The 23,544-nt window shown below is 70.7% G+C and carries 25 protein-coding genes; 19 read left to right on the top strand and 6 right to left on the bottom strand.

Going from position 1 to position 23,544, the window contains the following annotated elements:
• Positions 1-86 precede the first annotated feature (86 nt).
• On the top strand, positions 87-1,214 hold the full coding sequence (locus ACFYOH_RS13395) for a ferrochelatase (protein ID WP_388624840.1): 1,128 nt from the start codon (positions 87-89) through the stop codon (positions 1,212-1,214).
• A gap of 8 nt (positions 1,215-1,222) precedes the next feature.
• Positions 1,223-2,038 carry an inositol monophosphatase family protein gene (locus ACFYOH_RS13390; RefSeq protein WP_388624839.1) on the top strand — a complete coding sequence of 272 codons (816 nt, stop codon included), beginning with the start codon at positions 1,223-1,225 and terminating at the stop codon, positions 2,036-2,038.
• Between the two features lie 79 nt (positions 2,039-2,117).
• On the opposite strand, the gene ACFYOH_RS13385 is transcribed toward ACFYOH_RS13390, so the two are convergent.
• Entirely contained in the window at positions 2,118-2,291 is a 174-nt protein-coding gene (locus tag ACFYOH_RS13385) for a hypothetical protein (protein WP_023546087.1), read from the bottom strand.
• A gap of 417 nt (positions 2,292-2,708) precedes the next feature.
• On the opposite strand from ACFYOH_RS13385, the gene ACFYOH_RS13380 reads away from it, so the two are divergent.
• The 4 genes from ACFYOH_RS13380 to ACFYOH_RS13365 all read left to right on the top strand — a co-directional run bounded on the left by ACFYOH_RS13380 (position 2,709) and on the right by ACFYOH_RS13365 (position 6,264).
• Positions 2,709-3,362: a response regulator transcription factor gene (locus tag ACFYOH_RS13380; protein ID WP_023546086.1), complete on the top strand. Its 654-nt coding sequence runs from the start codon at positions 2,709-2,711 to the stop codon at positions 3,360-3,362.
• Between the two features lie 6 nt (positions 3,363-3,368).
• Positions 3,369-4,625 carry a sensor histidine kinase gene (locus ACFYOH_RS13375; RefSeq protein WP_388624835.1) on the top strand — a complete coding sequence of 419 codons (1,257 nt, stop codon included), beginning with the start codon at positions 3,369-3,371 and terminating at the stop codon, positions 4,623-4,625.
• A 414-nt stretch (positions 4,626-5,039) separates the two neighbouring features.
• On the top strand, positions 5,040-5,336 hold the full coding sequence (locus ACFYOH_RS13370) for a DUF4193 domain-containing protein (protein ID WP_003997302.1): 297 nt from the start codon (positions 5,040-5,042) through the stop codon (positions 5,334-5,336).
• A gap of 13 nt (positions 5,337-5,349) precedes the next feature.
• Positions 5,350-6,264 carry a hypothetical protein gene (locus tag ACFYOH_RS13365; RefSeq protein WP_388624832.1) on the top strand — a complete coding sequence of 305 codons (915 nt, stop codon included), beginning with the start codon at positions 5,350-5,352 and terminating at the stop codon, positions 6,262-6,264.
• A gap of 16 nt (positions 6,265-6,280) precedes the next feature.
• On the opposite strand, the gene ACFYOH_RS13360 is transcribed toward ACFYOH_RS13365, so the two are convergent.
• Complete coding sequence (locus ACFYOH_RS13360) at positions 6,281-6,745, bottom strand: DUF3093 domain-containing protein (protein ID WP_388624829.1); 465 nt, start codon at positions 6,743-6,745, stop codon at positions 6,281-6,283.
• A gap of 58 nt (positions 6,746-6,803) precedes the next feature.
• Between ACFYOH_RS13360 and ACFYOH_RS13355 the strand changes: the two genes are divergently transcribed.
• The 8 genes from ACFYOH_RS13355 to ACFYOH_RS13320 all read left to right on the top strand — a co-directional run bounded on the left by ACFYOH_RS13355 (position 6,804) and on the right by ACFYOH_RS13320 (position 14,223).
• Positions 6,804-7,388: a PaaI family thioesterase gene (locus ACFYOH_RS13355; protein WP_388624826.1), complete on the top strand. Its 585-nt coding sequence runs from the start codon at positions 6,804-6,806 to the stop codon at positions 7,386-7,388.
• Positions 7,385-7,936, top strand: a complete 552-nt coding sequence (dut, locus tag ACFYOH_RS13350) for a dUTP diphosphatase (RefSeq protein WP_388624823.1) — start codon at positions 7,385-7,387, stop codon at positions 7,934-7,936. Before ACFYOH_RS13355 ends, dut begins: the two co-directional genes overlap by 4 nt.
• A 1-nt stretch (position 7,937) precedes the next feature.
• Positions 7,938-8,705: a DUF3710 domain-containing protein gene (locus ACFYOH_RS13345; protein WP_388624820.1), complete on the top strand. Its 768-nt coding sequence runs from the start codon at positions 7,938-7,940 to the stop codon at positions 8,703-8,705.
• Between the two features lie 165 nt (positions 8,706-8,870).
• On the top strand, positions 8,871-9,593 hold the full coding sequence (locus ACFYOH_RS13340) for an ABC transporter ATP-binding protein (RefSeq protein WP_388624817.1): 723 nt from the start codon (positions 8,871-8,873) through the stop codon (positions 9,591-9,593).
• Between the two features lie 136 nt (positions 9,594-9,729).
• Positions 9,730-12,285, top strand: coding sequence for an ATP-binding protein (locus ACFYOH_RS13335; RefSeq protein WP_388624814.1), 2,556 nt, complete (start codon positions 9,730-9,732; stop codon positions 12,283-12,285).
• Positions 12,282-12,971 (top strand): response regulator, encoded by a 690-nt coding sequence (locus ACFYOH_RS13330; protein WP_388624811.1) that lies wholly within the window; start codon positions 12,282-12,284, stop codon positions 12,969-12,971. The genes ACFYOH_RS13335 and ACFYOH_RS13330 overlap by 4 nt, the downstream gene beginning before the upstream one ends.
• Before the next feature lie 73 nt (positions 12,972-13,044).
• Positions 13,045-13,443, top strand: a complete 399-nt coding sequence (locus ACFYOH_RS13325; protein WP_351806002.1) for an OB-fold nucleic acid binding domain-containing protein — start codon at positions 13,045-13,047, stop codon at positions 13,441-13,443.
• A 3-nt stretch (positions 13,444-13,446) separates the two neighbouring features.
• Positions 13,447-14,223, top strand: a complete 777-nt coding sequence (locus tag ACFYOH_RS13320) for a DUF3159 domain-containing protein (protein ID WP_388624808.1) — start codon at positions 13,447-13,449, stop codon at positions 14,221-14,223.
• 565 nt (positions 14,224-14,788) lie between these two features.
• Here the strand turns inward: ACFYOH_RS13320 and ACFYOH_RS13315 are convergent.
• Together ACFYOH_RS13315 and ACFYOH_RS13310 are read right to left on the bottom strand one after the other, a co-directional pair.
• Entirely contained in the window at positions 14,789-15,466 is a 678-nt protein-coding gene (locus ACFYOH_RS13315; RefSeq protein ID WP_055704257.1) for a TrkA family potassium uptake protein, read from the bottom strand.
• Positions 15,466-16,137 (bottom strand): TrkA family potassium uptake protein, encoded by a 672-nt coding sequence (locus tag ACFYOH_RS13310; protein ID WP_055704256.1) that lies wholly within the window; start codon positions 16,135-16,137, stop codon positions 15,466-15,468. Before ACFYOH_RS13310 ends, ACFYOH_RS13315 begins: the two co-directional genes overlap by 1 nt.
• A 436-nt stretch (positions 16,138-16,573) precedes the next feature.
• On the opposite strand from ACFYOH_RS13310, the gene ACFYOH_RS13305 reads away from it, so the two are divergent.
• Positions 16,574-18,625, top strand: coding sequence for an APC family permease (locus tag ACFYOH_RS13305; RefSeq protein WP_388624805.1), 2,052 nt, complete (start codon positions 16,574-16,576; stop codon positions 18,623-18,625).
• A gap of 121 nt (positions 18,626-18,746) precedes the next feature.
• Positions 18,747-20,075: a class I SAM-dependent RNA methyltransferase gene (locus tag ACFYOH_RS13300; protein ID WP_388624802.1), complete on the top strand. Its 1,329-nt coding sequence runs from the start codon at positions 18,747-18,749 to the stop codon at positions 20,073-20,075.
• Between the two features lie 184 nt (positions 20,076-20,259).
• Here the strand turns inward: ACFYOH_RS13300 and ACFYOH_RS13295 are convergent, their stop codons facing one another.
• Both ACFYOH_RS13295 and ACFYOH_RS13290 read right to left on the bottom strand, forming a co-directional pair.
• The gene (locus ACFYOH_RS13295; protein ID WP_388624799.1) at positions 20,260-20,622 is read right to left on the bottom strand and encodes a hypothetical protein; all 363 of its coding nucleotides are present in this window, start codon (positions 20,620-20,622) and stop codon (positions 20,260-20,262) included.
• Between the two features lie 133 nt (positions 20,623-20,755).
• The gene (locus ACFYOH_RS13290) at positions 20,756-21,058 is read right to left on the bottom strand and encodes a hemerythrin domain-containing protein (protein WP_388624982.1); all 303 of its coding nucleotides are present in this window, start codon (positions 21,056-21,058) and stop codon (positions 20,756-20,758) included.
• Between ACFYOH_RS13290 and ACFYOH_RS13285 the strand changes: the two genes are divergently transcribed.
• The 3 genes from ACFYOH_RS13285 to ACFYOH_RS13275 all read left to right on the top strand — a co-directional run bounded on the left by ACFYOH_RS13285 (position 20,990) and on the right by ACFYOH_RS13275 (position 23,541).
• The gene (locus ACFYOH_RS13285; protein WP_388624984.1) at positions 20,990-21,136 is read left to right on the top strand and encodes a hypothetical protein; all 147 of its coding nucleotides are present in this window, start codon (positions 20,990-20,992) and stop codon (positions 21,134-21,136) included. The genes ACFYOH_RS13290 and ACFYOH_RS13285 overlap by 69 nt on opposite strands.
• 355 nt (positions 21,137-21,491) lie before the next feature.
• A complete protein-coding gene (locus ACFYOH_RS13280; protein ID WP_014145516.1) occupies positions 21,492-21,695 on the top strand; it encodes a cold-shock protein in 204 nt (67 codons plus the stop codon).
• Between the two features lie 349 nt (positions 21,696-22,044).
• Complete coding sequence (locus ACFYOH_RS13275; RefSeq protein WP_388624795.1) at positions 22,045-23,541, top strand: DEAD/DEAH box helicase; 1,497 nt, start codon at positions 22,045-22,047, stop codon at positions 23,539-23,541.
• Positions 23,542-23,544: the final 3 nt, after the last annotated feature.

Below are 23,544 nucleotides of genomic sequence, written 5' to 3'. Positions count from 1 at the left end.
CGGGAAAAACCGGCATAAACCGACTGGAACCCGACTCGTCACCCCGCTGTTTCCTGGCTGTCAGTACCGAGTGGCAGGATCGAGACATGCCAGACGCGCTCGATGCCACCCCGTACGACGCCCTGCTCCTGCTCTCCTTCGGCGGCCCCGAAGGCCCGGACGACGTGGTCCCGTTCCTGGAGAACGTCACGCGCGGGCGCGGCATCCCGAAGGAACGCCTGAAGGAAGTCGGGCAGCACTACTTCCTGTTCGGCGGGGTCAGCCCCATCAACGACCAGAACCGCGCCCTGTTGGACGCCCTGCGCAAGGACTTCGCCGAGCACGGCCTGGACCTGCCGGTCTACTGGGGGAACCGCAACTGGGCGCCGTATCTGACGGACACCCTGCGCGAGATGGTCGCCGACGGCCGCCGCCGCATCCTCGTGCTCGCCACCAGTGCCTACGCCTCCTACTCGGGCTGCCGCCAGTACCGCGAGAACCTGGCCGACGCGCTGGCCACCCTGGAGGCCGAGGGCCTGCCGCTGCCGAAGATCGACAAGCTGCGGCACTACTTCAACCACCCGGGCTTCGTCGAGCCCATGATCGACGGCGTGCTGCGCGCCCTCGAAGACCTTCCCGAGGACGTTCGCGCGGGCGCCCACATCGCCTTCACCACCCACTCCATCCCGACCTCCGCCGCCGACACCTCCGGCCCGGTCGAGACCCACGGCGAGGGCGGCGCCTACGTCGAGCAGCACCTGGACGTGGCCCAGCTGATCGCCGATGCCGTCCGCGAGCGCACCGGCGTCGACCACCCCTGGCGGCTGGTCTACCAGTCGCGCTCCGGCGCCCCGCACATCCCGTGGCTGGAACCGGACATCTGCGACCACCTTCAGGAGCAGCACGCGGCGGGCGTCCCGGCCGTCGTCATGGCGCCCATCGGCTTCGTCTCCGACCACATGGAGGTCCTCTACGACCTCGACACCGAGGCCAAGGCCAAGGCCGGGGAACTGGGCCTGCCGGTGCGCCGCTCGGCCACCGTCGGCGCCGACCCCCGGTTCGCCGCCGCCGTCCGCGACCTGATCACGGAGCGCGCCGCCGTGGAGCGCGGCCAGGAGGTCGCCCCGTGCGCCCTGGGTGCGCTGGGCGCGAGCCACAACCTCTGCCCCGTCGGCTGCTGCCCCGCCCGTGCGCCCCGCCCGGCCGCCGCCGGCGCCGACAGCCCCTACGCGTGAGGAGACCCGTGACCGACCCCCTGTACCGGGAACTGCTGGAGCTGGCCCAGGAGGCCGCCCGCCGCGCCGGTGAGCTGCTGCGGGACGGCCGACCGGCCGACCTGGCAGTGGCGAGGACCAAGTCCAGCCCGATCGACGTCGTCACCGAGATGGACATCGCCGCGGAGAAGCTGATCACCGATCTGATCTCCGGCCGGCGGCCCGACGACGGCTTCCTCGGCGAGGAGGGCGCCTCCGTGGCGGGCACCAGCGGCGTCCGCTGGGTGATCGATCCGCTCGACGGCACGGTGAACTACCTGTACGGGCTGCCGACCTGGGCGGTGTCCATCGCGGCCGAGCAGGACGGCGAGACCGTCGCCGGGGTCGTCGCCGCTCCGATGCGCGGCGAGACGTACCAGGCGGTGCGGGGCGGCGGCGCGTGGGCCACCGGCGCATGGGAGGGCGAGCGGGCGCTCGCCTGCCGTCCCGCGCCCCCGCTGGACCAGGCGCTGGTCTCCACCGGCTTCAACTACGTCGCCGAGGTCCGCGCCCACCAGGCCGAGGTGGCCGGCCGGCTGATCCCGCTGCTGCGGGACATCCGGCGTGGCGGCTCTGCGGCGGTCGACCTGTGCGATGTGGCCTGCGGCCGGCTCGACGGGTACTACGAGCGGGGGCTGAACGCGTGGGACTTCGCGGCGGGTGACCTGATCGCCCGGGAGGCGGGCGCGCTGGTCGGTGGTCGGCCCGGGGAGCGGCCGTCGCGGGATCTGACCGTCGCCGGGTCGCCGGGGGTGTTCCAGCCGCTGCAGGGGCTGCTGGAGGAGTTCGGGGCGTGGCATGACTGACCGAGCCCGCAGGTGAGAGACGGACGGGACCCCCGGCGCTGGATTCGCCGGGGGTCCCGTTGTTGCGCTTTCGGGCCGATCAGACGCGTGACGCGCCGACCTCCACACCGTGTTCGGCGGCGAGGCGTCGCAGGTCGTCGAGCTCTGCCTGCTCCACTTCGACGAGGAAGTCGTCACCCTCGTCACGAGCCCGCGACAGGTCGGACTCGGTCGCCCTTATGCGCTGCAGAAGTCCTGCGGTGAAAGCGTCCATGCTGCGCCCCCTCGTCCTGGGTCGTGGGTCGGTGGCACGGGGGTGTGCCTGTTTGGGAAAGGGGCGATCACGTCTCTCACGGGTGCCCAGCGCTGCCCTGCTGGGCGGCGACGGTGCCGGACACCCGCGCCCACTCTGCGGAAGCGGATCGCGGAGTACCGCATGGTGCTGCGGCACATGCAGAGCGTGATCGCGGGGTGTAAAGCCGTCCTCCCCCCACTCCCTCACCCGGAAACCTCAACCGGAGGAGAAAATCTCGCATTCCCGCCCCGGAGCGCGGATCCGTGCGGTCCACAACCCGCCTTACAGCCGACTTACGGCCGAAAAGGGCAGGATGGAGGTCACACCCCACGAACACCCCTGCCCGCACGCGCCCACGGCGCGCTACGCGGGTGGACATGAGGAAGGACAAGCGACGTGCGCGTACTCGTCGTCGAGGACGAGCAGCTGCTCGCCGATGCGGTGGCCACCGGACTGCGCCGGGAGGCCATGGCCGTCGACGTCGTGTACGACGGTGCGGCCGCCCTGGAGCGCATCGGCGTGAACGACTACGACGTGGTCGTCCTCGACCGCGACCTCCCGCTGGTGCACGGCGACGACGTCTGCCGCAAGATCGTCGAGCTGGGCATGCCCACGCGCGTGCTCATGCTCACGGCGTCCGGCGACGTCAGCGACCGGGTCGAGGGCCTGGAGATCGGCGCCGACGACTATCTCCCCAAGCCCTTCGCGTTCAGCGAACTGATCGCGCGCGTGCGCGCCCTCGGCCGTCGTACGAGCGTTCCCCTGCCGCCGGTCCTGGAGCGCGCCGGCATCAAGCTGGACCCCAACCGCCGCGAGGTCTTCCGCGAGGGCAAGGAGATCCAGCTCGCGCCCAAGGAGTTCGCGGTGCTGGAGGTGCTCATGCGCAGCGAGGGCGCGGTGGTCTCGGCGGAGCAGCTGCTGGAGAAGGCCTGGGACGAGAACACCGACCCGTTCACCAACGTCGTGCGGGTGACCGTGATGACCCTGCGGCGCAAGCTGGGCGAGCCGCCGGTGATCGTCACCGTCCCCGGCTCCGGCTACCGGATCTGATCCGCCATGGCCGCCACACCCGCGCCGCCCCAGGCGCCACCGAAACCCACCTGGGACCCCAGAAGGCCGCAGCCGCCCTTCCCGTGGCTGCGCCCGACCATCCGCATACGGCTCACGTTGCTCTACGGCGGCATGTTCCTGATCGCCGGCATCCTGCTGCTGTCGATCATCTACCTCCTGGCCGCGCAGGCGATCAGCACCGGCAACCAGCCGCTGTTCAAGATCGTCAGCGGGACGAACATCCGGGTCACCAGCGACAACTGCCCCGCGATCACCGCGATCAACTCCAACCCGGTGCCGCTGTCGGACTTCAACGAAGTGATCGCCCACTGCGTGGACCAGCAGCGCCAAGCGGCCCTGGACGACCTGCTCAGCCGCTCCCTGCTGGCCCTGCTGGGCCTCGCCGTGATCGCCTTCGCGTTCGGTTACGCGATGGCCGGCCGCGTGCTGTCCCCGCTGGGCCGGATCACCCGCACCGCCCGTCAGGTGGCCGGGTCCGACCTGTCCCGCCGGATCGAGCTGGACGGCCCGGACGACGAGCTGAAGGAGCTGGCGGACACCTTCGACGACATGCTGGAGCGGCTGCAGCGGGCCTTCACCGCCCAGCAGCGCTTCGTCGGCAACGCCTCCCATGAGCTGCGCACCCCGCTCGCGATCAACAGAACGCTTCTGGAGGTCCATCTGTCGGACCCGAACGCGCCGGTGGAGCTGCAGCAACTGGGCAAGACGCTGCTGGCCACCAACGAGCGCAGCGAGCAGCTCGTCGAGGGTCTGCTGCTGCTCGCCCGCAGCGACAACCAGATCGTCGAGCGGGGGCCCGTCGACCTGGCCGAGGTCGCCACCCAGGCCATCGACCAGGTGCACGCCGAGGCCGAGGCCAAGGGCGTGAAGATCCGCGGCGAGCGCAAGCCGGCGGTGGTGCAGGGCAACGGCGTGCTGCTGGAGCGGATCGCGCTGAACCTGCTGCAGAACGCGGTGCGGTACAACGTGTCGGATGAGGGCTGGGTCGAAGTGACCACCGAGGTCCAGCACGGGCAGGCGGTGCTGACCGTCACGAACACCGGGCCGGTGGTGCCGGCGTATGAGATCGACAACCTTTTCGAGCCCTTCAGACGGCTCCGTACGGAGCGCACAGGCAGCGACAAGGGCGTGGGACTCGGCCTGTCCATCGCCCGGTCCGTGGCCCGCGCGCACGGCGGCCACATCGTGGCGCAGCCCCGCGAGGGCGGGGGTCTGGTGATGCGGGTCACCCTGCCCCTGTGATCCGTGACCGGCCCACCTGGGCCCGGAATCGACACGCACGGGAGATGTTCGCTTTACGCGGAATTTTTCAGCCTCCGAATGGGCTTGCCGTTGTGTGATCGATCACATGGACGGATTTTCAGCCATGTACTCTCTGTGATCATGAAACATGGCAGAAAGCCGGGAAAGTCCCAGTTTTCAGGGCTCATGATCACGGGAAGTACACGGTGAGGCGCCTTTGAGGTGCGGCATTCGAACCGTGTACGGTCCTCACCGCCATCCAAGCCGATCACTCTTGAGAGGTCGGGTTGGGTGTCGATTGAGTAACAGACCTTGATGTGAGGCAAAATCTCCGCCTCAGGTCGGGCACAAGTCCGGCCTCTCACGCGTTACGTGCGCTGGAGACACCGCAGACACCCAGAGGGGGAGAGCGATATGGCAACGGATTACGACACTCCACGCAAGACCGACGACGACGTCGACTCGGACAGCCTTGAAGAGCTGAAGGCCCGGCGGAACGACAAGTCCACCTCGTCGGTGGACGTCGACGAGTTCGAGGCCGCCGAGGGCCTCGAACTGCCCGGCGCCGACCTCTCGAACGAGGAGCTGGCCGTCCGGGTGCTGCCGAAGCAGCAGGACGAGTTCACCTGCATGAGCTGCTTCCTGGTGCACCACCGCAGCCAGCTGGCCCGGGAGAAGAACGGTCAGCCGATCTGCCGCGACTGCGACTGAGGAGGGGTCGGCCGTGTCTGGCTCGACCCCTCCACGGAAGCGCCGCTTCTCCCTGGGGAAAGCGGACGAAGAGCCGTCCGACGGCTCGTACGGCGCGCGTGACGACGAGCGGGGCGCACCCGGAGTGGTGGCCCCGCTCGAACCGGCGACCGACCGGGCGGACCACCCGGCGCCGGTGCAGCAGCCCGCGCCCGTCGCCCGGCGACGGGCCGCGGTGATGCGCGACAGGGCCTGGGACCTGGCCCGGGAAGGGGTCCGCAGGGGCGGCAGCGGCGCCCGCGCGGGCCTGGCCTACCTCGCGGACCGCATCATCGAGATCGCCCCGCGTGTCCCCGTACGCGACCTCGCGACCCTGCGCCGGCAGTTCCCGGGTCTCGGACCCGAAGAACTCGCCGACAAGCTGGTGGCGGGCGCGGCGGCCGGCACCTCGACGGTGGGAGCCGGGATCGGAGCGGCGGCGATGCTGCCGGTGCCGCCCGCGATGCCGACCGAACTGGCCGCGGAGATCACCGGGGTCGCCGCGATCGAGCTGAAGCTCGTCGCCGAACTGCACGAGGTCTACGGCCTACGGCCGCCGGGGAACCTCAAGACCCGCAGTACCGCGTATCTGTCCTCCTGGTCGGGGGAGCGCGGCATCGACGTGATGAAGCCGTCGACGTACGACGCGGCCCTCAGCGTCCGCATGAAGCGCGAACTGCGCCAGCAGATCATGAAGCGGGTGGTCCGCGACCTGCCCAACCTCATGCCCTTCATGGTGGGCGCCGCGGTCGGGGCGGTCATGAACCGCCGGGACACCAAGAAACTCGCCGCGCACGTCCGGGCCGACCTGCGCAAGATCCAGGTGCCCTGGGAGGAACTGGCCGAGCTGCCGCCGCTGGAGGAGCCGGCGGAACCGCTGAAGCTGCGCGACCTTCCCGAAGAGTTCTAGCCGGCCCGCCGGAGGGCTACGCGTCCGCCTTGCGCGCGGCCTCGATCGCCGCCGCCAGCTTCTCCGGCTCCCGCGTCGACAGATACAGGTACGGCGTCGGGTCCTCCGGGTCCGTGACCTCCACCCGCAGCGCCGTGGGGATGTAGGCGCGCAGCAGCAGGAAGGCGCGCGTGTCGGCCTTGTACGTCCGCCAGGCACGGGCCTCCTCCGCGTCCAGCACCTCCGAGTCGCCCAGCGCCGACACCGGGATCTTCGCCTCGCCCGCGATCAGCGAGTCGCCCACGACCCGGATGCGCAGGGAGCCGTACGCACTGGCGACCACCGCCGCCGCGGCCGTACCGCCGACCAGGCCGCCCAGCAGCGGCAGAGTGCCGAAGGGAAGCAGGATCAGGGCGAAGGAGACGCCCACCAGGAAGCTGATCAGCCACCACGAGCGGGGGGTGGTGAGGCGTTCTTCGTAGGGGGTGGCGGAGAGCTGCATGGAGCCAAGCTTGGCACGGGATCCGTATCGCCCCGACGCGCGGGTAAGGTCTGCGCCTGTGAGTGGTAGTTCCGCAAGCCTTCAGCCCCCCGCCGACGCGGTGAAACCGGTACGGCACCCCGACGCGCCCGCGCCCGGAGAACTCCTCGGCGCCCACTACGCACACTGTTTCGGCTGTGGCCCCGGGCAGTCGCACGGACTGCACCTGGAGGCCCGGGCCGGCGAGGGTGTCTCGCTGACCGCCGAGTTCACCGTCCAGCCCGCCCACCAGGGCGCCCCGGGCCTCGCGCACGGCGGAGTGCTGGCCACGGCCCTCGACGAGACCCTCGGCTCGCTGAACTGGCTGCTGCGGACCATCGCCGTCACCGGCCGGCTGGAGACCGACTTCGTGCGGCCCGTGCCCGTCGGCACCACGCTGCACCTGGAGGCCGAGGTCACCGCCGTCGCCGGGCGGAAGATCTACTCCACCGCCACCGGCCGCATCGGCGGCCCCGACGGGCCCGTCGCGGTCCGCGCCGACGCCCTCTTCATCGAGGTCAAGGTCGACCACTTCACCGACCACGGCCGCGAGGAGGAGATCCAGGCCGCCATGAGCGACCCGGACCAGATCCGGCGTACCCGCGCCTTCGAGGTGAACCCGTGAGCCGTGGCCCCCTGAACGTGCTGCTCCGGCGCGTCGACCCCGACGTACCGCTTCCGGCGTACGAGCATCCGGGGGACGCCGGAGCCGATCTGCGCACCACCGAGCCGTGCGAACTGGGTCCCGGGGAGCGAGCCGTGCTCCCCACGGGTGTGTCGATCGCCCTGCCCGAGGGGTACGCGGCCTTCGTGCACCCACGCTCCGGTCTCGCCGCTCGCTGCGGTGTCGCCCTCGTCAATGCCCCGGGGACGGTTGATGCCGGGTACCGTGGGGAGATCAAGGTGATCGTGGTGAATCTCGACCCGCGTGAGAGCGTGCGGTTCGAGCGCTTCGACCGGATTGCCCAACTGGTCGTCCAGCAGGTCGAGAGGGTCCGCTTCCAGGAGGTCGCGGAGCTTCCCGACTCCACGCGGGCCGAAGGGGGCTTCGGGTCCACCGGCGGTCATGCCGCGGTGGGCGGCGAGAGCGGCACAAGCGGTCAGGCCGCCGATGGCGGTCCGACGGGTGGGAATCGATACGCTTCGGTCGTATCCGACCGGGAAGGACAGTGACGTGTTCGGACGTCGCAAGAAGAAGGGTGCCGCCGAGGACGCGGCCGGCGAGGCCGAGCAGGTCGTCGACAGCGTCGACACCGAGGCGGACGAGGAAGAAGCCGAGGCCGAGCGCGAGCGCGTCCGGCTGGAGCCCGGGCCGCGGCCCGACGGGCCCTGGGACAGCAGCGAGGTGCGCGACCCAGCTGAGGGCCGGGTGGACCTCGGCGGACTGTTCGTACCGGGCGTCGACGGCATGGAGCTCAGGGTCGAGGTCGCCGGTGACGCGATCGTCGCCGCGACCGTCGTGCTGCGCGACAGCGCCATCCAGCTCCAGGCCTTCGCCGCGCCCAAGCGCGAGGGCATCTGGGGCGAGGTCCGCGAGGAGATCGCGTCCGGCATCACCCAGCAGGGTGGCATCGTCGACGAGGCCGAGGGCCCGCTCGGCTGGGAGCTGCGCGCCCAGGTACCGGTGCAGCTGCCCGACGGCACGGGTGGTTTCCAGGTCGTGCGGTTCGTGGGCGTGGACGGCCCGCGGTGGTTCCTGCGCGGTGTGATCTCCGGGCAGGGCGCGGTGCAGCCGCAGGCCGCCGGGCTGCTGGAGCAGATCTTCCGCGACACGGTCGTGGTCCGCGGTGAGGGGCCGATGGCGCCTCGCGACCCGATCGTCCTCAAGCTGCCGAACGACGCGCAGATGGTGCCCGAAGGGGTGCAGCAGGAGGAGGGCTCCCGCTTCTCGGGCGGGATGGGTCAGCTGCAGCGCGGGCCGGAGATCACGGAGGTCCGCTAGGCGCTCCGCTGGGTTCAGCAGGGATGTACGGGCCGTGCCTTTGCGGGGTGCGGCCCGTTTTGCGGTTCGCGCCGTCGCCGAGCGCGGGTTCGTCGTGGTTGCTCGGGCAGTTCCCCACGCCCCTTTGGGGCGCGATACTGGCGCCCCATCGATGGGGGAGGCCGTATGGGCGGACGGGTGGTCACCGGGACCATGGTGCGGGTCGAGGACGTGCACAAGTCGTACGGGCGCGGTGCCGCGGTGGTGCATGCCCTGCGCGGGGTCTCGCTGGAGGTGCGGCGGGGTGAGCTCGTCGCTCTCAAGGGGCGTTCCGGGTCCGGGAAGACCACTCTGCTGAACATCGTCGGCGGGCTCGACACGCCCGACCGGGGGCGGGTCGAGGTGGACGGGCGGCAGCTGGGGGAGCTGGGCGAGAGCGAGCTGCTGCGGCTGCGCCGGGACCGGATCGGGTTCGTCTTCCAGTCCTTCGGGCTCATCCCGATCCTCACCGCCGCCGAGAACGTCGGCGTACCGCTCAGGCTGTGCCGGGCCGACCCGCGCGAGCGCGAGGAGCGGGTCGAGCTGCTGCTCTCCCTCGTCGGGCTGGCGGGCCATGCCGCCCAGCGGCCCGGTGAGCTGTCCGGCGGGCAGCAGCAGCGGGTCGCCATCGCCCGCGCCCTCGCCAGCAGGCCGGCCCTGCTCCTCGCCGACGAACCGACCGGCCAGCTCGACGCCGAGACCGGGCACGCCGTCATGGAGCTGCTCCGGGCCGTCGTACGCAGCGAGGGGCCGGCCTCCGCCGACCCGGACGGACCCCCGTCCGCGCTGGTCGCCACGCACGACGCGACCCTCCTCGACCTGGCCGACCGAGTGCTGGAACTGCGCGACGGCGAGATCGTCGAGCACTGAACCGGGCGGCCGTCAGCACTCTCATCAGGGTTGCGTCAAAGTTGCCCGTCGCCCGCCCCTCTGTCACGTTGGGCCGTGATTGTTGGCCGTAAGGTCGACGCTGCGTAGGCAGCAGTCACCGGAAGACAATGGAGCCATGGCACGCGGCAAACTTCGGATCTACCTCGGTGCGGCACCGGGCGTGGGCAAGACCTACGCCATGCTTTCCGAGGCGCACCGCCGCGTGGAGCGGGGCACCGACTGTGTCGTGGCCTTCGTCGAGCACTACGACCGGCCGCGCACCGAGGTGATGCTGCACGGCCTGGAGCAGGTGCCGCGCCGGCGGCTGGAGTACCGGGACAGCACCTTCGGCGAGATGGACGTCGACGCCGTGCTGCGCCGGGCGCCGGCCGTCGCCCTGGTGGACGAACTCGCCCACACGAACATCCCCGGCTCCCGCAACGCCAAGCGCTGGCAGGACGTGGAGGAGCTGCTCGCCGCGGGTGTGGACGTGATCTCCACCGTCAACATCCAGCACCTGGAGTCACTCGGCGACGTCGTGGAATCGATCACCGGCGTGCGGCAGCGCGAGACCGTCCCGGACGAGGTGGTACGGCGGGCCGACCAGATCGAGCTGGTCGACATGTCCCCGGAGGCGCTGCGCCGGCGGATGGCGCACGGCAACATCTACCAGCCGGACAAGGTCGACGCGGCCCTGTCCAACTACTTCCGCCCCGGCAACCTCACCGCGCTGCGCGAACTGGCGTTGCTGTGGGTGGCGGACCGGGTGGACGAGTACCTGAACGCCTACCGCAGCGAACACCAGGTCTCCAAGATCTGGGGCTCCCGCGAGCGGATCGTGGTCGGGCTGACCGGCGGCCCCGAGGGGCGCACCCTCATCCGGCGTGCCGCGCGGCTCGCGGAGAAGGGCGCCGGCGGCGAGGTGCTCGCCGTGTACATAGCCCGCAGCGACGGGCTGACCTCGGCCTCCCCGAAAGAGCTGGCCGTCCAGCGCACCCTCGTCGAGGACCTGGGCGGCACCTTCCACCACGTGGTCGGCGACGACATACCGGCCGCGCTGCTGGACTTCGCGCGGGGCGTGAACGCCACCCAGATCGTGCTGGGCTCCTCGCGCCGCAAGGCCTGGCAGTACGTCTTCGGGCCCGGCGTCGGCGCCACGGTCGCCCGGGAGTCGGGGCCCGACCTCGACGTCCACATCGTCACCCACGAGGAGGTCGCCAGGGGCCGCGGGCTGCCCGTGGCCCGGGGCGCCCGGCTCGGGCGGGCCCGGATCATCTGGGGCTGGGCGGTGGGCCTGCTGGGCCCCGCGGTCCTCGCGGTGCTGCTGAACAGCGTGGCCCTCGGCCTCGCCAACGACATGCTGCTGTTCCTGACCGTCACCGTCGCGGCGGCGCTGCTCGGCGGCCTGCTGCCCGCGCTGGCCTCGGCGGCCTTCGGCTCGCTCCTGCTGAACTACTTCTACACCCCGCCCCTGCACCGGCTGACCATCGCGGATCCCAAGAACATCGTCGCCATCGCGATCTTCTTCGGCGTCGGCATGTCGGTCGCCTCGGTGGTGGACCTGGCCGCCCGGCGCACCCACCAGGCCGCCCGGCTGCGCGCCGAGTCGGAGATACTCTCCTTCCTCGCCGGGAACGTGCTGCGCGGCGAGACCAGTCTGGAGGAGCTGCTGGAGCGGGTCCGGGAGACCTTCGCGATGGAGTCGGCCGCGCTGCTGGAGCGGGCGGGCGACACCGAGCCCTGGACCTGCGCCGGGCGCGCCGGATTCGGCCGGCCGCTGGAGCGGCCCGAGGACGCCGACGTCGACATGCCGGTCGGCGACCACTTGGCGCTCGCGCTCACCGGCCGGGTGCTGCCCGCCGAGGACCGCCGGGTGCTCGCCGCCTTCGCCGCGCAGGCCGCCGTCGCCCTGGACCGCCGGCGCCTGCAGGAGGAGGCCGACCAGGCCCGCGCGCTCGCCGAGGGCAACCGCATCCGCACCGCCCTGCTCGCGGCCGTCAGCCACGACCTGCGCACCCCGCTGGCCGGCATCAAGGCGTCGGTGTCCTCGCTGCGCTCCGACGACGTCGAGTGGTCCGACGAGGACCGGGCCGAGCTGCTGGCCGCCATCGAGGAGGGCGCCGACCGGCTGGACCACCTCGTCGGCAACCTCCTCGACATGTCCCGCCTGCAGACCGGTACGGTCACGCCGCTGATCCGCGAGATCGACGTGGACGAGGTCGTACCGATGGCACTCGGGGGCGTCCCGGAGGGCAGCGTCGAGCTGGACGTGCCCGAGAGCCTGCCGATGGTCGAGGTCGATCCCGGGCTGCTGGAGCGGTCCGTGGCCAACCTGGTGGAGAACGCCGTCAAGTACAGCCCGAAGCGCAGGCCCGTGCTGGTCTCCGCCAGCGCCATCGCCGACCGGGTCGAGGTGCGCGTGGTGGACCGCGGGCCGGGCGTACCGGACGAGGCCAAGGACCGGATCTTCGAGCCGTTCCAGCGGTACGGCGACGCCCCCCGCGGTGCCGGGGTCGGGCTCGGCCTCGCGGTCGCCCGGGGCTTCGCTGAGGCCATGGGCGGCACCCTCACCGCCGAGGACACGCCGGGCGGCGGACTCACCATGGTCCTGAGCCTGCGGGCGGCGGGATCCGGTCCCGAGCCCCTGGACCTGGGCCCGGACATCGCAGAACCAGAAAGGCAGACCCTATGACGACCCGGGTGCTCGTGGTCGACGACGAGCCGCAGATCGTGCGCGCCCTCGTGATCAACCTGAAGGCGCGCAAGTACGAGGTCGACGCGGCGCCCGACGGCCGTACCGCCCTGGACCTCGCCGCCTCCCGGCACCCCGACGTGGTCGTGCTGGACCTGGGCCTGCCCGACATGGACGGCGTCGAGGTGATCAGGGGCCTGCGCGGCTGGACCCGTGTGCCCATCCTGGTCCTGTCCGCCCGGCACTCCTCGGACGAGAAGGTCGAGGCGCTGGACGCGGGCGCCGACGACTACGTCACCAAGCCCTTCGGCATGGACGAGCTGCTGGCCCGGCTGCGGGCCGCGGTGCGCCGGGCCGAGCCGGTCGGGCCCGGCGAGGACGACGTGACGAGCGTCGAGACCGAGGGCTTCACCGTCGACCTGGCCGCCAAGAAGGTCAACCGCGCGGGCAAGGACGTCCGCCTCACCCCGACCGAGTGGCACCTGCTGGAGGTGCTGGTCCGCAACACCGGCCGGCTGGTCGGCCAGAAGCAGCTGCTGCAGGAGGTGTGGGGGCCGTCGTACGGCACCGAGACCAACTATCTGCGCGTGTACATGGCCCAGCTGCGGCGGAAGCTGGAGACGGACCCCTCGCACCCGAAGCACTTCATCACCGAGCCGGGTATGGGGTACCGGTTCGAGAAGTGAGCGCTGCCAAGTGAGTGGGCTGCGAAGTGAGCTTGGCCACGGCGCTGTCGGTGTGCCCCGGTACGCTTCAGGTATGAGTGCTGTTCCTCGTTCCGAAAAGCCGGCCGGCCGGTTCCGGCGCATGCTCGACCGGCTCTCCTCGTCGCAGGAGGACCTGGAGTCCGAGGAACTGCGCGAGGACGCCGACGCCGCGGGCTGTACGAAGATCGGCGACTGCCACGACCGGCAGATCGTCACCGTAACTGGTACCTTGCGCACGGTCACCCTGCGTCCGCGCGCCGGGGTCCCCGCCCTGGAGGCCGAGCTGTTCGACGGCTCCGCCGCGCTGGACGTGGTGTGGCTCGGCAGGCGTTCCATCGTGGGCATAGAACCGGGGCGCAAGCTGATCGCATCGGGCCGGATCTCGATGAGCCGCGGCCGCCGGGTGCTGTTCAACCCGAAATACGAACTGCGACCCCTCGGACGGGAGTAGCCGGTGACGTCCCTCGACAAGCCGACCGAAGGCACCGACCAGAGTCCGCCCGACGGAACCGGCGATGCCCGTGCGGTGACCGAGGCCGCGCTGTTCGACGCGTTCGGCGGTGTCCGCGGCATGGTCGAGACGGTCGTGCCGGGCCTGCTCTTCGTCGCGATCTTCACGATCGACAAGAACCTGCACGTGTCGGCGATCGCCGCGCTGATCGTGTCCCTGGTCCTGGTCGTGGTCCGGCTCGCCATGAAGGACACCGTCAAGCACGCCTTCAGCGGTGTCTTCGGTGTGGCCTTCGGTGTCGTCTTCGCGATGTTCACCGGAAACGCCAAGGACTTCTACCTCCCCGGCATGCTCTACACGCTGGGCCTGGCGGTGGCGTACATCGTCACGACCCTGGCCGGTGTGCCCCTGATCGGCCTCATCCTCGGCCCGGTCTTCAAGGAGAACCTCTCCTGGCGCACCCGCAACCCCGGCCGCAAGAAGGCCTATGCGAAGGCGAGTTGGGCCTGGGGCCTGATCCTGCTCGCCAAGTGCGCGATCCTCTTCCCGCTCTACTGGTGGTCCGACACCGCCAAGCTCGGCTGGGTCCTGGTCGCCCTGAAGATCCCGCCGTTCCTGCTGGCGGTCTGGCTCACCTGGATCTTCCTCGCCAAGGCCCCCGCGCCCATCGACGTCTTCGCCGAGATGGAGGCCGAGGAGAAGGCCGAGGCGGAGCGCAAGGCGGCGCTGGCCGCCGAGGGCGGCGAGGCGACCGGCGGACGGCACCGCCGGGAGGCCTAGCCGGCACGGCACCGCGGCTTCCCAGCGGCCGACTTCACGTGAGAGGCGGCTGAAGGCTGAGGGAAACACCTGGGAGCTCAGGTGGTCGGGCCATTCGTACCGGCGGACCTCGCCCGCGTACGAACCCACTCCGTGGTGGGCATCCTCGGGGCATCCCTCCACCGCGACCGGGACATCTTCGAGGTGATGTACGGCAGCGCCCTGCCGGCGTGCTGCTGCGGCACCGGCGTGAGCGGCGGGCGGCCGGTGGCCGGGGCCGGAGTCCCCGAGCGTCCGCACGCGAAGGGCCCGGCGATCCGGCGATCCCGGGGCCCTTGGCGCGGCAGCGCATCCGCGGCCGGGGGACGGCACCGCCGGGAGGGTCAGCCGACCGTGGCACCGCGGCTTGGCACCGGTTCGGGGCTCACCGAGGGTCCCGGGCCGACCGCGTGGCCTTCTCGCGGTGAAGGGGCGTGTGCTGCCGGGGCGCCGGCGTGAGCGAGCGGGGCGCTGCCGACGGTCAGCGCAGCGTGAAGGGCCCGGCGGATCCGGCGATCCCCGGGCCCTTGGCGCGGCAGCGCATCGGCTAGCTCGTTGTGTCCTCGCGCCGCACCGACAGCAGCTCCTCCAGCTGTTCCTCGCGGGCCTGGGCGGCCACGAAGAGGAGTTCGTCGCCCGGCTCCAGGGAGTCCTCCTTGGACGGGGTCAGCACGCGGGTGCCGCGGATGATCGTGACGAGGGAGGTGTCCTCGGGCCACTGGACGTCGCCCACCTGGGTGCCGGCCAGGGCCGACTCCTCGGGCAGGGTCAGCTCGACGAGGTTGGCGTCGCCGTGGCTGAAGCGCAGCAGCCGGACCAGGTCGCCGACGCTCACCGCCTCCTCGACCAGGGCGGACATCAGGCGCGGGGTGGAGACGGCGACGTCCACGCCCCACGCCTCGTTGAACAGCCACTCGTTCTTCGGGTTGTTGACACGGGCGACGACGCGCGGGACGCCGTACTCCGTCTTGGCGAGCAGCGAGACGACCAGGTTGACCTTGTCGTCGCCGGTCGCGGCGATGACGACGTTGCAGCGCTGCAGCGCCGCCTCGTCCAGGGACGTGATCTCGCAGGCATCGGCCAGCAGCCACTCCGCCTGGGGCACCCGCTCCACCGAGATGGCGGTCGGGGCCTTGTCGATGAGCAGGACCTCGTGGCCGTTCTCCAGCAGCTCGCCCGCGATCGAGCGACCGACGGCACCGGCTCCGGCAATGGCGACCCTCATCAGTGACCGCTCTCCTCTTCCGGGCCCTGGGCGAACGCCGCCTCGACCTTCTCGACGTCGTCCGACCGCATCATCACATGCACGAGGTCGCCCTCCTGCAGCACCGTCTGCGAGGTCGGCAGGATCGCTTCGCCGAGGCGGGTCAGGAACGCCACGCGGACGCCCGTCTCCTCCTGCAGCTTGCTGATCTTGTGCCCGACCCACTTCGGGGAGGCGTGCACCTCGGCGAGCTGCACCCCGCCGGTGGGGTCGCGCCACAGCGGCTCGGCACCGGAGGGCAGCAGCCGGCGCAGCATCTGGTCGGCGGTCCAGCGGACCGTCGCCACGGTGGGGATGCCCAGACGCTGGTAGACCTCGGCACGGCGCGGGTCGTAGATACGGGCGGCCACGTTCTCCACGCCGAACATCTCGCGGGCCACGCGCGCGGAGATGATGTTGGAGTTGTCACCGCTGGAGACGGCCGCGAAGGCGCCGGCCTCCTCGATGCCCGCCTCACGCAGGGTGTCCTGGTCGAAGCCGACACCGGTGACCCGGCGGCCACCGAAGCCCGGGCCCAGCCGGCGGAAGGCGGTGGGGTCCTGGTCGATCACGGCGACCGTGTGGCCCTGTTGCTCCAGGGTCTGGGCAAGAGCGGAGCCCACTCTTCCGCAGCCCATGATGACGATGTGCACGACCGTCCTTCCGGTGTCCAAAAGTTACTGCTCAGCATCAGGGTCTCAGACCGAGGCCCAAAGCTACACACGGGCGCCGGGGGCGGGCACCCCCCTGCGCCGGTTCGCCATGATCACCCTCCGCGATCACGCGCCTGAGCAGCGTCAGCGATCGGAGTCCGCGATCAACGGGGGCGGAGTCCGGCGAGTGATGCTGCGCACGCTGCACAGGGTCAGGATTCCGATGCCGACGAGGGCGACAGTCGCCCCGATCAGCTCCGCGGCGGCGGGCATGGGTCCTCCGAGGTGCGCGATGACAAGCGGGGTCTGCCATCTAGGCACGGGGAGCGCGCGGACCACGGAATCCGCAGTTCCGTGCGCCCCTGATTTCACTCGTGAGGCAGATCGCACAGACCGGGTGGGCGGCTGCCAGTTCGAAGGCCTACCATCCTCTCTCGTGTCCAAACTGACCGACGTGCCCAAACGGATCCTGATCGGGCGCGCACTGCGCAGTGACCGGCTGGGCGAAACGCTCCTGCCGAAGCGCATCGCACTCCCCGTCTTCGCCTCCGACCCGCTGTCCTCCGTCGCCTACGCGCCGGGCGAGGTCCTGCTGGTCCTGTCCGTCGCGGGCGTTTCGGCGTACCACTTCAGCCCGTGGATCGCCGTCGCGGTCGTGGTGCTGATGTTCACGGTCGTCGCCTCCTACCGGCAGAACGTCCACGCCTACCCGAGCGGCGGCGGCGACTACGAGGTCGCCACCACCAACCTGGGCTCCAGGGCGGGCCTCACGGTGGCCAGCGCCCTGCTCGTGGACTACGTCCTCACCGTCGCCGTCTCCATCGCCTCCGGCATCGAGAACCTCGGCTCCGCCGTCCCGTTCGTGGTCGAGCACAAGGTGCTGTGCGCGGTCGCCGTGATCGTGCTCCTGACGCTGATGAACCTGCGCGGTGTGAAGGAGTCCGGCAAGCTCTTCGCGATCCCCACCTATGTCTTCGTCGGCGGCGTCTTCATCATGATCGCGTGGGGCGCCGTCCGGGGCCTGGTCCTCGGCGACACCATGCGCGCCCCGACCGCGGACTTCCACATCAAGGCCGAGCACCAGGGTCTCGCGGGCTTCGCGCTCGTCTTCCTCCTGCTGCGCGCCTTCTCCTCCGGCTGTGCCGCGCTGACGGGTGTGGAGGCGATCTCCAACGGCGTTCCGGCCTTCCGCAAGCCCAAGTCGAAGAACGCGGCGACCACGCTCGCGATGATGGGCCTGCTGGCCGTCACCATGTTCTGCGGCATCATCGCCCTCGCCATGTCGACCAAGGTCCGCATGGCCGAGAACCCGGCCACCGACCTGATCCGGGGCGGTCGCCCGATCGGCTCCGGCTACGTCCAGAACCCGGTGATCTCCCAGGTCGCCGAGGCCGTCTTCGGCAAGGGCAGCTTCCTGTTCGTGGTCCTCGCGGCAGCCACCGCGCTGGTCCTGTTCCTGGCGGCGAACACGGCGTACAACGGCTTCCCGCTGCTCGGCTCGATCCTCGCCCAGGACCGCTACCTCCCGCGCCAGCTGCACACCCGCGGCGACCGCCTCGCCTTCTCCAACGGCATCGTGCTGCTCGCGGGCGCCGCGACCCTGCTGACGTTCATCTACGGCGCCGACTCCACGCGGCTCATCCAGCTGTACATCGTCGGCGTGTTCGTGTCCTTCACGCTCAGCCAGACCGGCATGGTCAAGCACTGGAACCGGCACCTGGCGGTCGAGCAGGACCCGGCGGCGCGCCGCCGCATGATGCGCTCCCGCGCGATCAACGCCTTCGGTGCCTTCTTCACGGGGCTGGTGCTGGTCGTCGTCCTGGTCACGAAGTTCACGCACGGCGCCTGGGTGGCCCTGCTCGGCATGTGCCTCTTCTACGCGACCATGACCGCGATCCGGAAGCACTACGACGGCGTCGCCGAGGAGCTCTCGGCCCCCGAGGAGCCGGACGACGACCTGGTCCGCCCGTCCCGTGTGCACTCGGTCGTCCTGATCTCCAAGATCCACCGACCCACCCTCCGGGCCCTGGCCTACGCCAAGCTGATGCGCTCGGACTCCCTGGAGGCGCTGACGGTCAACGTCGACCCGGCCGAGACCAAGGTGCTGCACGAGGAGTGGGAGCGGCGCGGCATCGACGTACCGCTGAAGGTCCTGGACTCGCCCTACCGCGAGATCACCCGCCCGGTGATCGAGTACGTCAAGAGCCTGCGCAAGGAGTCGCCGCGCGACGCGGTCGCCGTGATCATCCCCGAGTACGTGGTCGGCCACTGGTACGAGCATCTGCTGCACAACCAGAGCGCCCTGCGCCTGAAGGGCCGCCTGCTGTTCACGCCGGGCGTGATGGTGACCTCGGTGCCCTACCAGTTGCAGTCCTCCGAAGCGGCCAGGCAGCGGGCCCGCAAGCGGCAGGAGTGGAACGCGCCGGGTGCGGTGCGGCGCGGTCCGGCGGCGGAGCGGCCCAAGGAGCCGTCGACGGCCAAGGACTGAGCCGGGGGCTCGGCCCCCTGAGCCCGGGCCTCGGCCTGTGGTGAACGGCCGGACGACAGCCACGTAGACTGGTGGGCTGTTGTCCGGCCGTTTCCCGTTCCCGATCTGGAGTCACCCCGCCATGCAGGCAGAACCGAAGAAGTCGCTGGTCGGGGAGGAGTACGAGGTCGAGATCGGCCCCGTCGCCCATGGGGGCCACTGCGTCGCCCGCACGGCCGAGGGCCAGGTGCTGTTCGTCCGGCACGCGCTGCCGGGAGAACGTGTGGTGGCGAAGGTGACCGAGGGCGAGGAGGGAGCCCGCTTCCTCCGCGCGGACGCGGTGGCGATCCTGGAGGCGTCCAAGGACCGCATCGAGGCCCCCTGCCCCTTCGCCGGCCCCGGCCGTTGTGGCGGCTGCGACTGGCAGCACGCCAAGCCCGGCGCCCAGCGGCGATTCAAGGGCGAGGTGATCGCCGAACAGCTCAAGCGGCTCGCGGGTCTCACGCCCGAGGAGGCCGGCTGGGACGGCACGGTGATGCCGGCCGAGGGCGACAAGCTGCCGGCCGGCCAGGTCCCGCAGTGGCGCACGCGTGTGCAGTACGCCGTCGACGCCGAGGGCCACGCGGGTCTGCGCCGCCACCGCTCGCACGAGGTCGAGCGGATCGACCACTGCATGATCGCGGCGGAGGGCGTCAGCGAGCTGGGCATCGAGCGGCGGGACTGGACCGGCATGGAGTCGGTCGAGGCGATCGCGGCGACGGGCTCGCAGGACCGCCAGGTGATCCTGACGCCGCGCCCGGGTGCCCGCCTCCCCCTGGTGGAACTGGACAAGCCGGTGTCGGTCCTCAGGGTCGACGAGAAGTCCGGCGGGGTGCACCGCGTCCACGGCCGCCCCTTCGTCCGCGAACGCGCGGACGGCCGTACCCACCGCGTCGGGAACGGCGGCTTCTGGCAGGTCCACCCGAAGGCGGCGGACACCCTGGTGACGGCGGTCATGCAGGGCCTGCTCCCGCGCAAGGGTGAGATGGCCCTGGACCTCTACTGCGGCGTGGGGCTGTTCGCGGGGGCGCTGGCCGACCGGCTCGGCGAGAAGGGCGCGGTGCTCGGCATCGAGTCCGGCAGGCGTGCGGTGGAGGACGCCCGCCACAACCTCGCCGACTTCCCGCGGGTGCGCATCGAACAGGGCAAGGTCGAGTCGGTCCTGCCGCGCACGGGCATCACCGAGGTCGACCTGATCGTCCTGGACCCGCCCAGGGCCGGCGCGGGCCGCGCGACGGTGGACCACCTCTGCTCCCTAGGCGCCCGCCGCGTCGCCTACGTCGCCTGCGATCCCGCCGCCCTGGCCCGGGACCTGGCGTACTTCCGCGAGGGCGGGTACCGGGTGCGGACGCTTCGGGCGTTCGATCTGTTTCCGATGACGTCGCACGTGGAGTGCGTGGCGATTTTGGAGCCTGCTGCGAAGGCGCTCTGACCTGCTGATTTCCTGACTCCCAGGATCCGGGCCGGCCGCGTCGACATGTTTCGGTGGGCGCATGACGTGGACCGGGTCGCGTGCCGGACGTACGCCCCTGACCTGCGGCTTTGATCAGTGACGGGGAAGGCGGGCGCGTGGTGCTCCCGGTCTTCGCAGGGTCCGCGCCAGGCAGTTCTGACGCTCATGTGACGCTCGCTCTGATGGTGCGTGAGGTTGTGAATGAAGGGGTGGACTGTGCGGTTCGTGCGTCGAGTCGGGCGGCGACCGGGCCAGGGCTGGCCACGCTGATGACAGACTCCCGGCCTCCGAGTGCTGCATCGCCGCGGCGGTGCTCTCCGATCAGAGCGCTGACGAGGCCCTTTTCACCGCTGGCCTCGCTGCCCAGGCGTACTGACGGAACCTGCGCGATGGTGATGGCGGCCAGGCGCGTCGAGAGCAGCACTCCGGCGATGATCGACGCGGCTCCGGCAAGGAACACGGTTCGGGGCGCCCAGTTCCGCTTGGGGCGCTGTGCCGCGACGGCCACGAAAGCGGTAGCGAGCATCCCGGCCAGGCCGCGATCACTTTCTGCGTCGCGAGGAGAGCTGCCGATGCCCAGAGCCTCGCTCAGCGGTACACCCAGCAGGGCGTTCCCGGGAGGCCGCCGGGGATGACTGGGTGCGGATGCGTCGGGGCGGTCAGTCGTGCCGCCGCCCAGGTGGTGCCGAGTGTGCGTACCCGGCCGGTGTCCATCGTGTCCTGCAACCAGGAGGGGAGGAGGTCTTCCTCGTCCCTGATGTCCTGCACCTTTCCTCCCGCCCGGGATCGCTGCTGATCTGCTGATGTTCTTCCTCGGCCCGGGCCGTCAGTTCCTCGCCGTCCGGGACTGAGGCTCGTACGGCGGGCCACAGCACCGTCTCTTCCACGAAGGCATGGCTGAAGACCAGTTGCACCACCTGCCCCAGGACGCGTTCCCGCTGGTGAAGGTCGTCGAGGGTCAGGTACTGATCCATCAGCCGGTCCATCTCCTCGCGCGCACGGCGTTGCCGCACCAGGATGCTGCTGCTTCCCCGAGCTGATCGACGGTCTGGTCCTTGATGGTCTTCGATCTGGCCGCCAATGCTCCCTGAAACGTTACGCTCCGGCTGGGTAAATATCTGTGCCCTCGAGCTGAGATTTCAACGGAACAGGCAGACAGGTTCTCTACCGCTTTAAGTGGAGTGGGATTCTTCGCCGTACACAGGCCGCTGCGGCGTGCTACTGTCGATCTCAGTTGCAGTTGTGGTTCCCAAAACTCCAAGTGTCCTCCGGGCGGCGCCTGTGCCGTTGGAAGCGCTTTTGTTATCCGGTCTTTTTCCGGACGGGCTGATCATCGCGGCGACACGGGGTCCGCGCAGTGCGGATCCCGATGCACTGCCCCAAAGGAGAATTGACATGGCTGCTGGCACCGTGAAGTGGTTCAACGCGGAAAAGGGCTTCGGCTTCATCGAGCAGGACGGTGGCGGCGCTGATGTGTTCGCCCACTACTCGAACATCGCCGCCCAGGGTTTCCGCGAGCTGCTGGAGGGCCAGAAGGTGACCTTCGACATCGCTCAGGGCCAGAAGGGCCCGACGGCCGAGAACATCGTTCTCGCCTGACGCCGACTGTCGCGTACTTGTAGCTGGGGCCCGCGTCCTTCGGGGTGCGGGCCCCAGCTGCTCGCATTTTCCCGCAGTGGTCTTGCCTGCGGACGACAAGCAGGAAACCCGTAGGCTCACCGCATACGGAGCATCCTTCAGAGGTGCACGCATCCCTTCATGGGCTTCATAGCAGCGGACGCCCGGACATTGCGTCCGCGTCGCGCCACTCATTCCAGCGCCTGTGCCCGCATGGATTTTCCGTCGGCCAGATTCGCTCTCGCATCCCACCGGTCCATTCTTGCAATTCTCTCTGCTGCTCATTGCTGCGGGAATTCCTTGATATGTGCCGTATCGAGGAAGGTTCCGCATGAACCGCACACGCACGAACGACCGCTTCGCCCGCACCCGTAACGGCAGTACCGACTCCGGCAGGGGCGGCAGCCGATTCGGCTCGTCGGCCAGGAGCCGCTCCGGCGGGCCGAGCCGCTCCGGTGGTTACGGCCGCGGGCCCGCCGCGGTCCAGGGGGAGTTCGCGCTGCCCAGGACGATCACACCCGCGCTTCCCGCCGCAAAGGGCTTCGCCGATCTCGACATGCCCGGGGCACTGCTGGCTGCGCTCGGCTCACAAGGCGTGACCGTGCCCTTCCCGATCCAGGCCGCGACCCTGCCGAATTCCCTCGCCGGCCGGGACGTACTGGGCCGTGGCCGCACCGGCTCCGGCAAGACCCTCGCTTTCGGGCTGGCGCTGCTGGCCCGTACGGCCGGGCAGCGCGCCGAGGCCAGGCAGCCGCTGGGGCTGATCCTCGTACCCACGCGTGAACTGGCGCAGCAGGTCACCGACGCGCTCGCCCCGTACGCCCGCTCCGTGAGGCTGCGGCTGGCCACGGTGGTGGGCGGAATGCCGATCGGCAGGCAGACGAGCGCGCTGCGCGGTGGCGCCGAGGTCGTCGTCGCCACGCCGGGACGCCTCAAAGACCTCATCGATCGTGGCGAGTGCCGGCTGAACCAGGTTTCGATCACCGTCCTCGACGAGGCCGACCAGATGGCCGACATGGGCTTCATGCCGCAGGTCACCGCCCTCCTCGACCAGGTCCGCCCCGAAGGGCAGCGCATGCTGTTCTCCGCCACTCTCGACCGCAACGTCGACCTGCTCGTGCGCCGCTACCTCAGCGACCCCGTCGTGCACTCCGTCGACCCCTCGGCCGGCGCGGTCACGACGATGGAGCACCACGTGCTCCACGTTCACGGCGCCGACAAGCACACGGCCACCACCCAGATTGCCGCACGCGACGGCCGCGTGATCATGTTCCTCGACACCAAGCACGCCGTCGACGGCCTCACCGAGCACCTCCTGAACAGCGGGGTACGGGCCGCCGCCCTGCACGGCGGGAAGTCCCAGCCGCAGCGCACCCGCACGCTGGCACAGTTCAAGAGCGGGCACGTCAACGTACTGGTAGCGACCAATGTTGCGGCGCGCGGCATCCACGTCGACAACCTCGACCTGGTCGTCAACGTCGACCCGCCGACCGACCACAAGGACTACCTCCACCGCGGCGGCCGTACCGCCCGCGCAGGAGAGTCCGGCAGTGTCGTCACCCTGGTCACCCCCAACCAGCGCCACGCCCTGACTCGCCTCATGGCAGCGGCCGGCATCGTCCCGCAGACCACCCGGGTCCGCGCCGGCGAAGAGGCCCTGCACCGCATCACCGGCGCCCAGGCACCCTCCGGCATCCCGGTCGTCATCACCGCACCGGTGGTCGAACGCCCCAAGAAGCGCGGCGCCACCTCACGCGGCCGACGCCGCCCCGTCTCGGCGGCCCGCCGTGCGCCCGTACGGCAGTCCACCGCGGGTGCGGCTGCATAGAGC

It is taken from the genome of Streptomyces sp. NPDC007856, assembly GCF_042868225.1.
In the GTDB taxonomy this organism is placed as follows: Bacteria; Actinomycetota; Actinomycetes; order Streptomycetales; family Streptomycetaceae; genus Streptomyces.
This window is presented reverse-complemented; position numbering and strand designations above follow the sequence as displayed.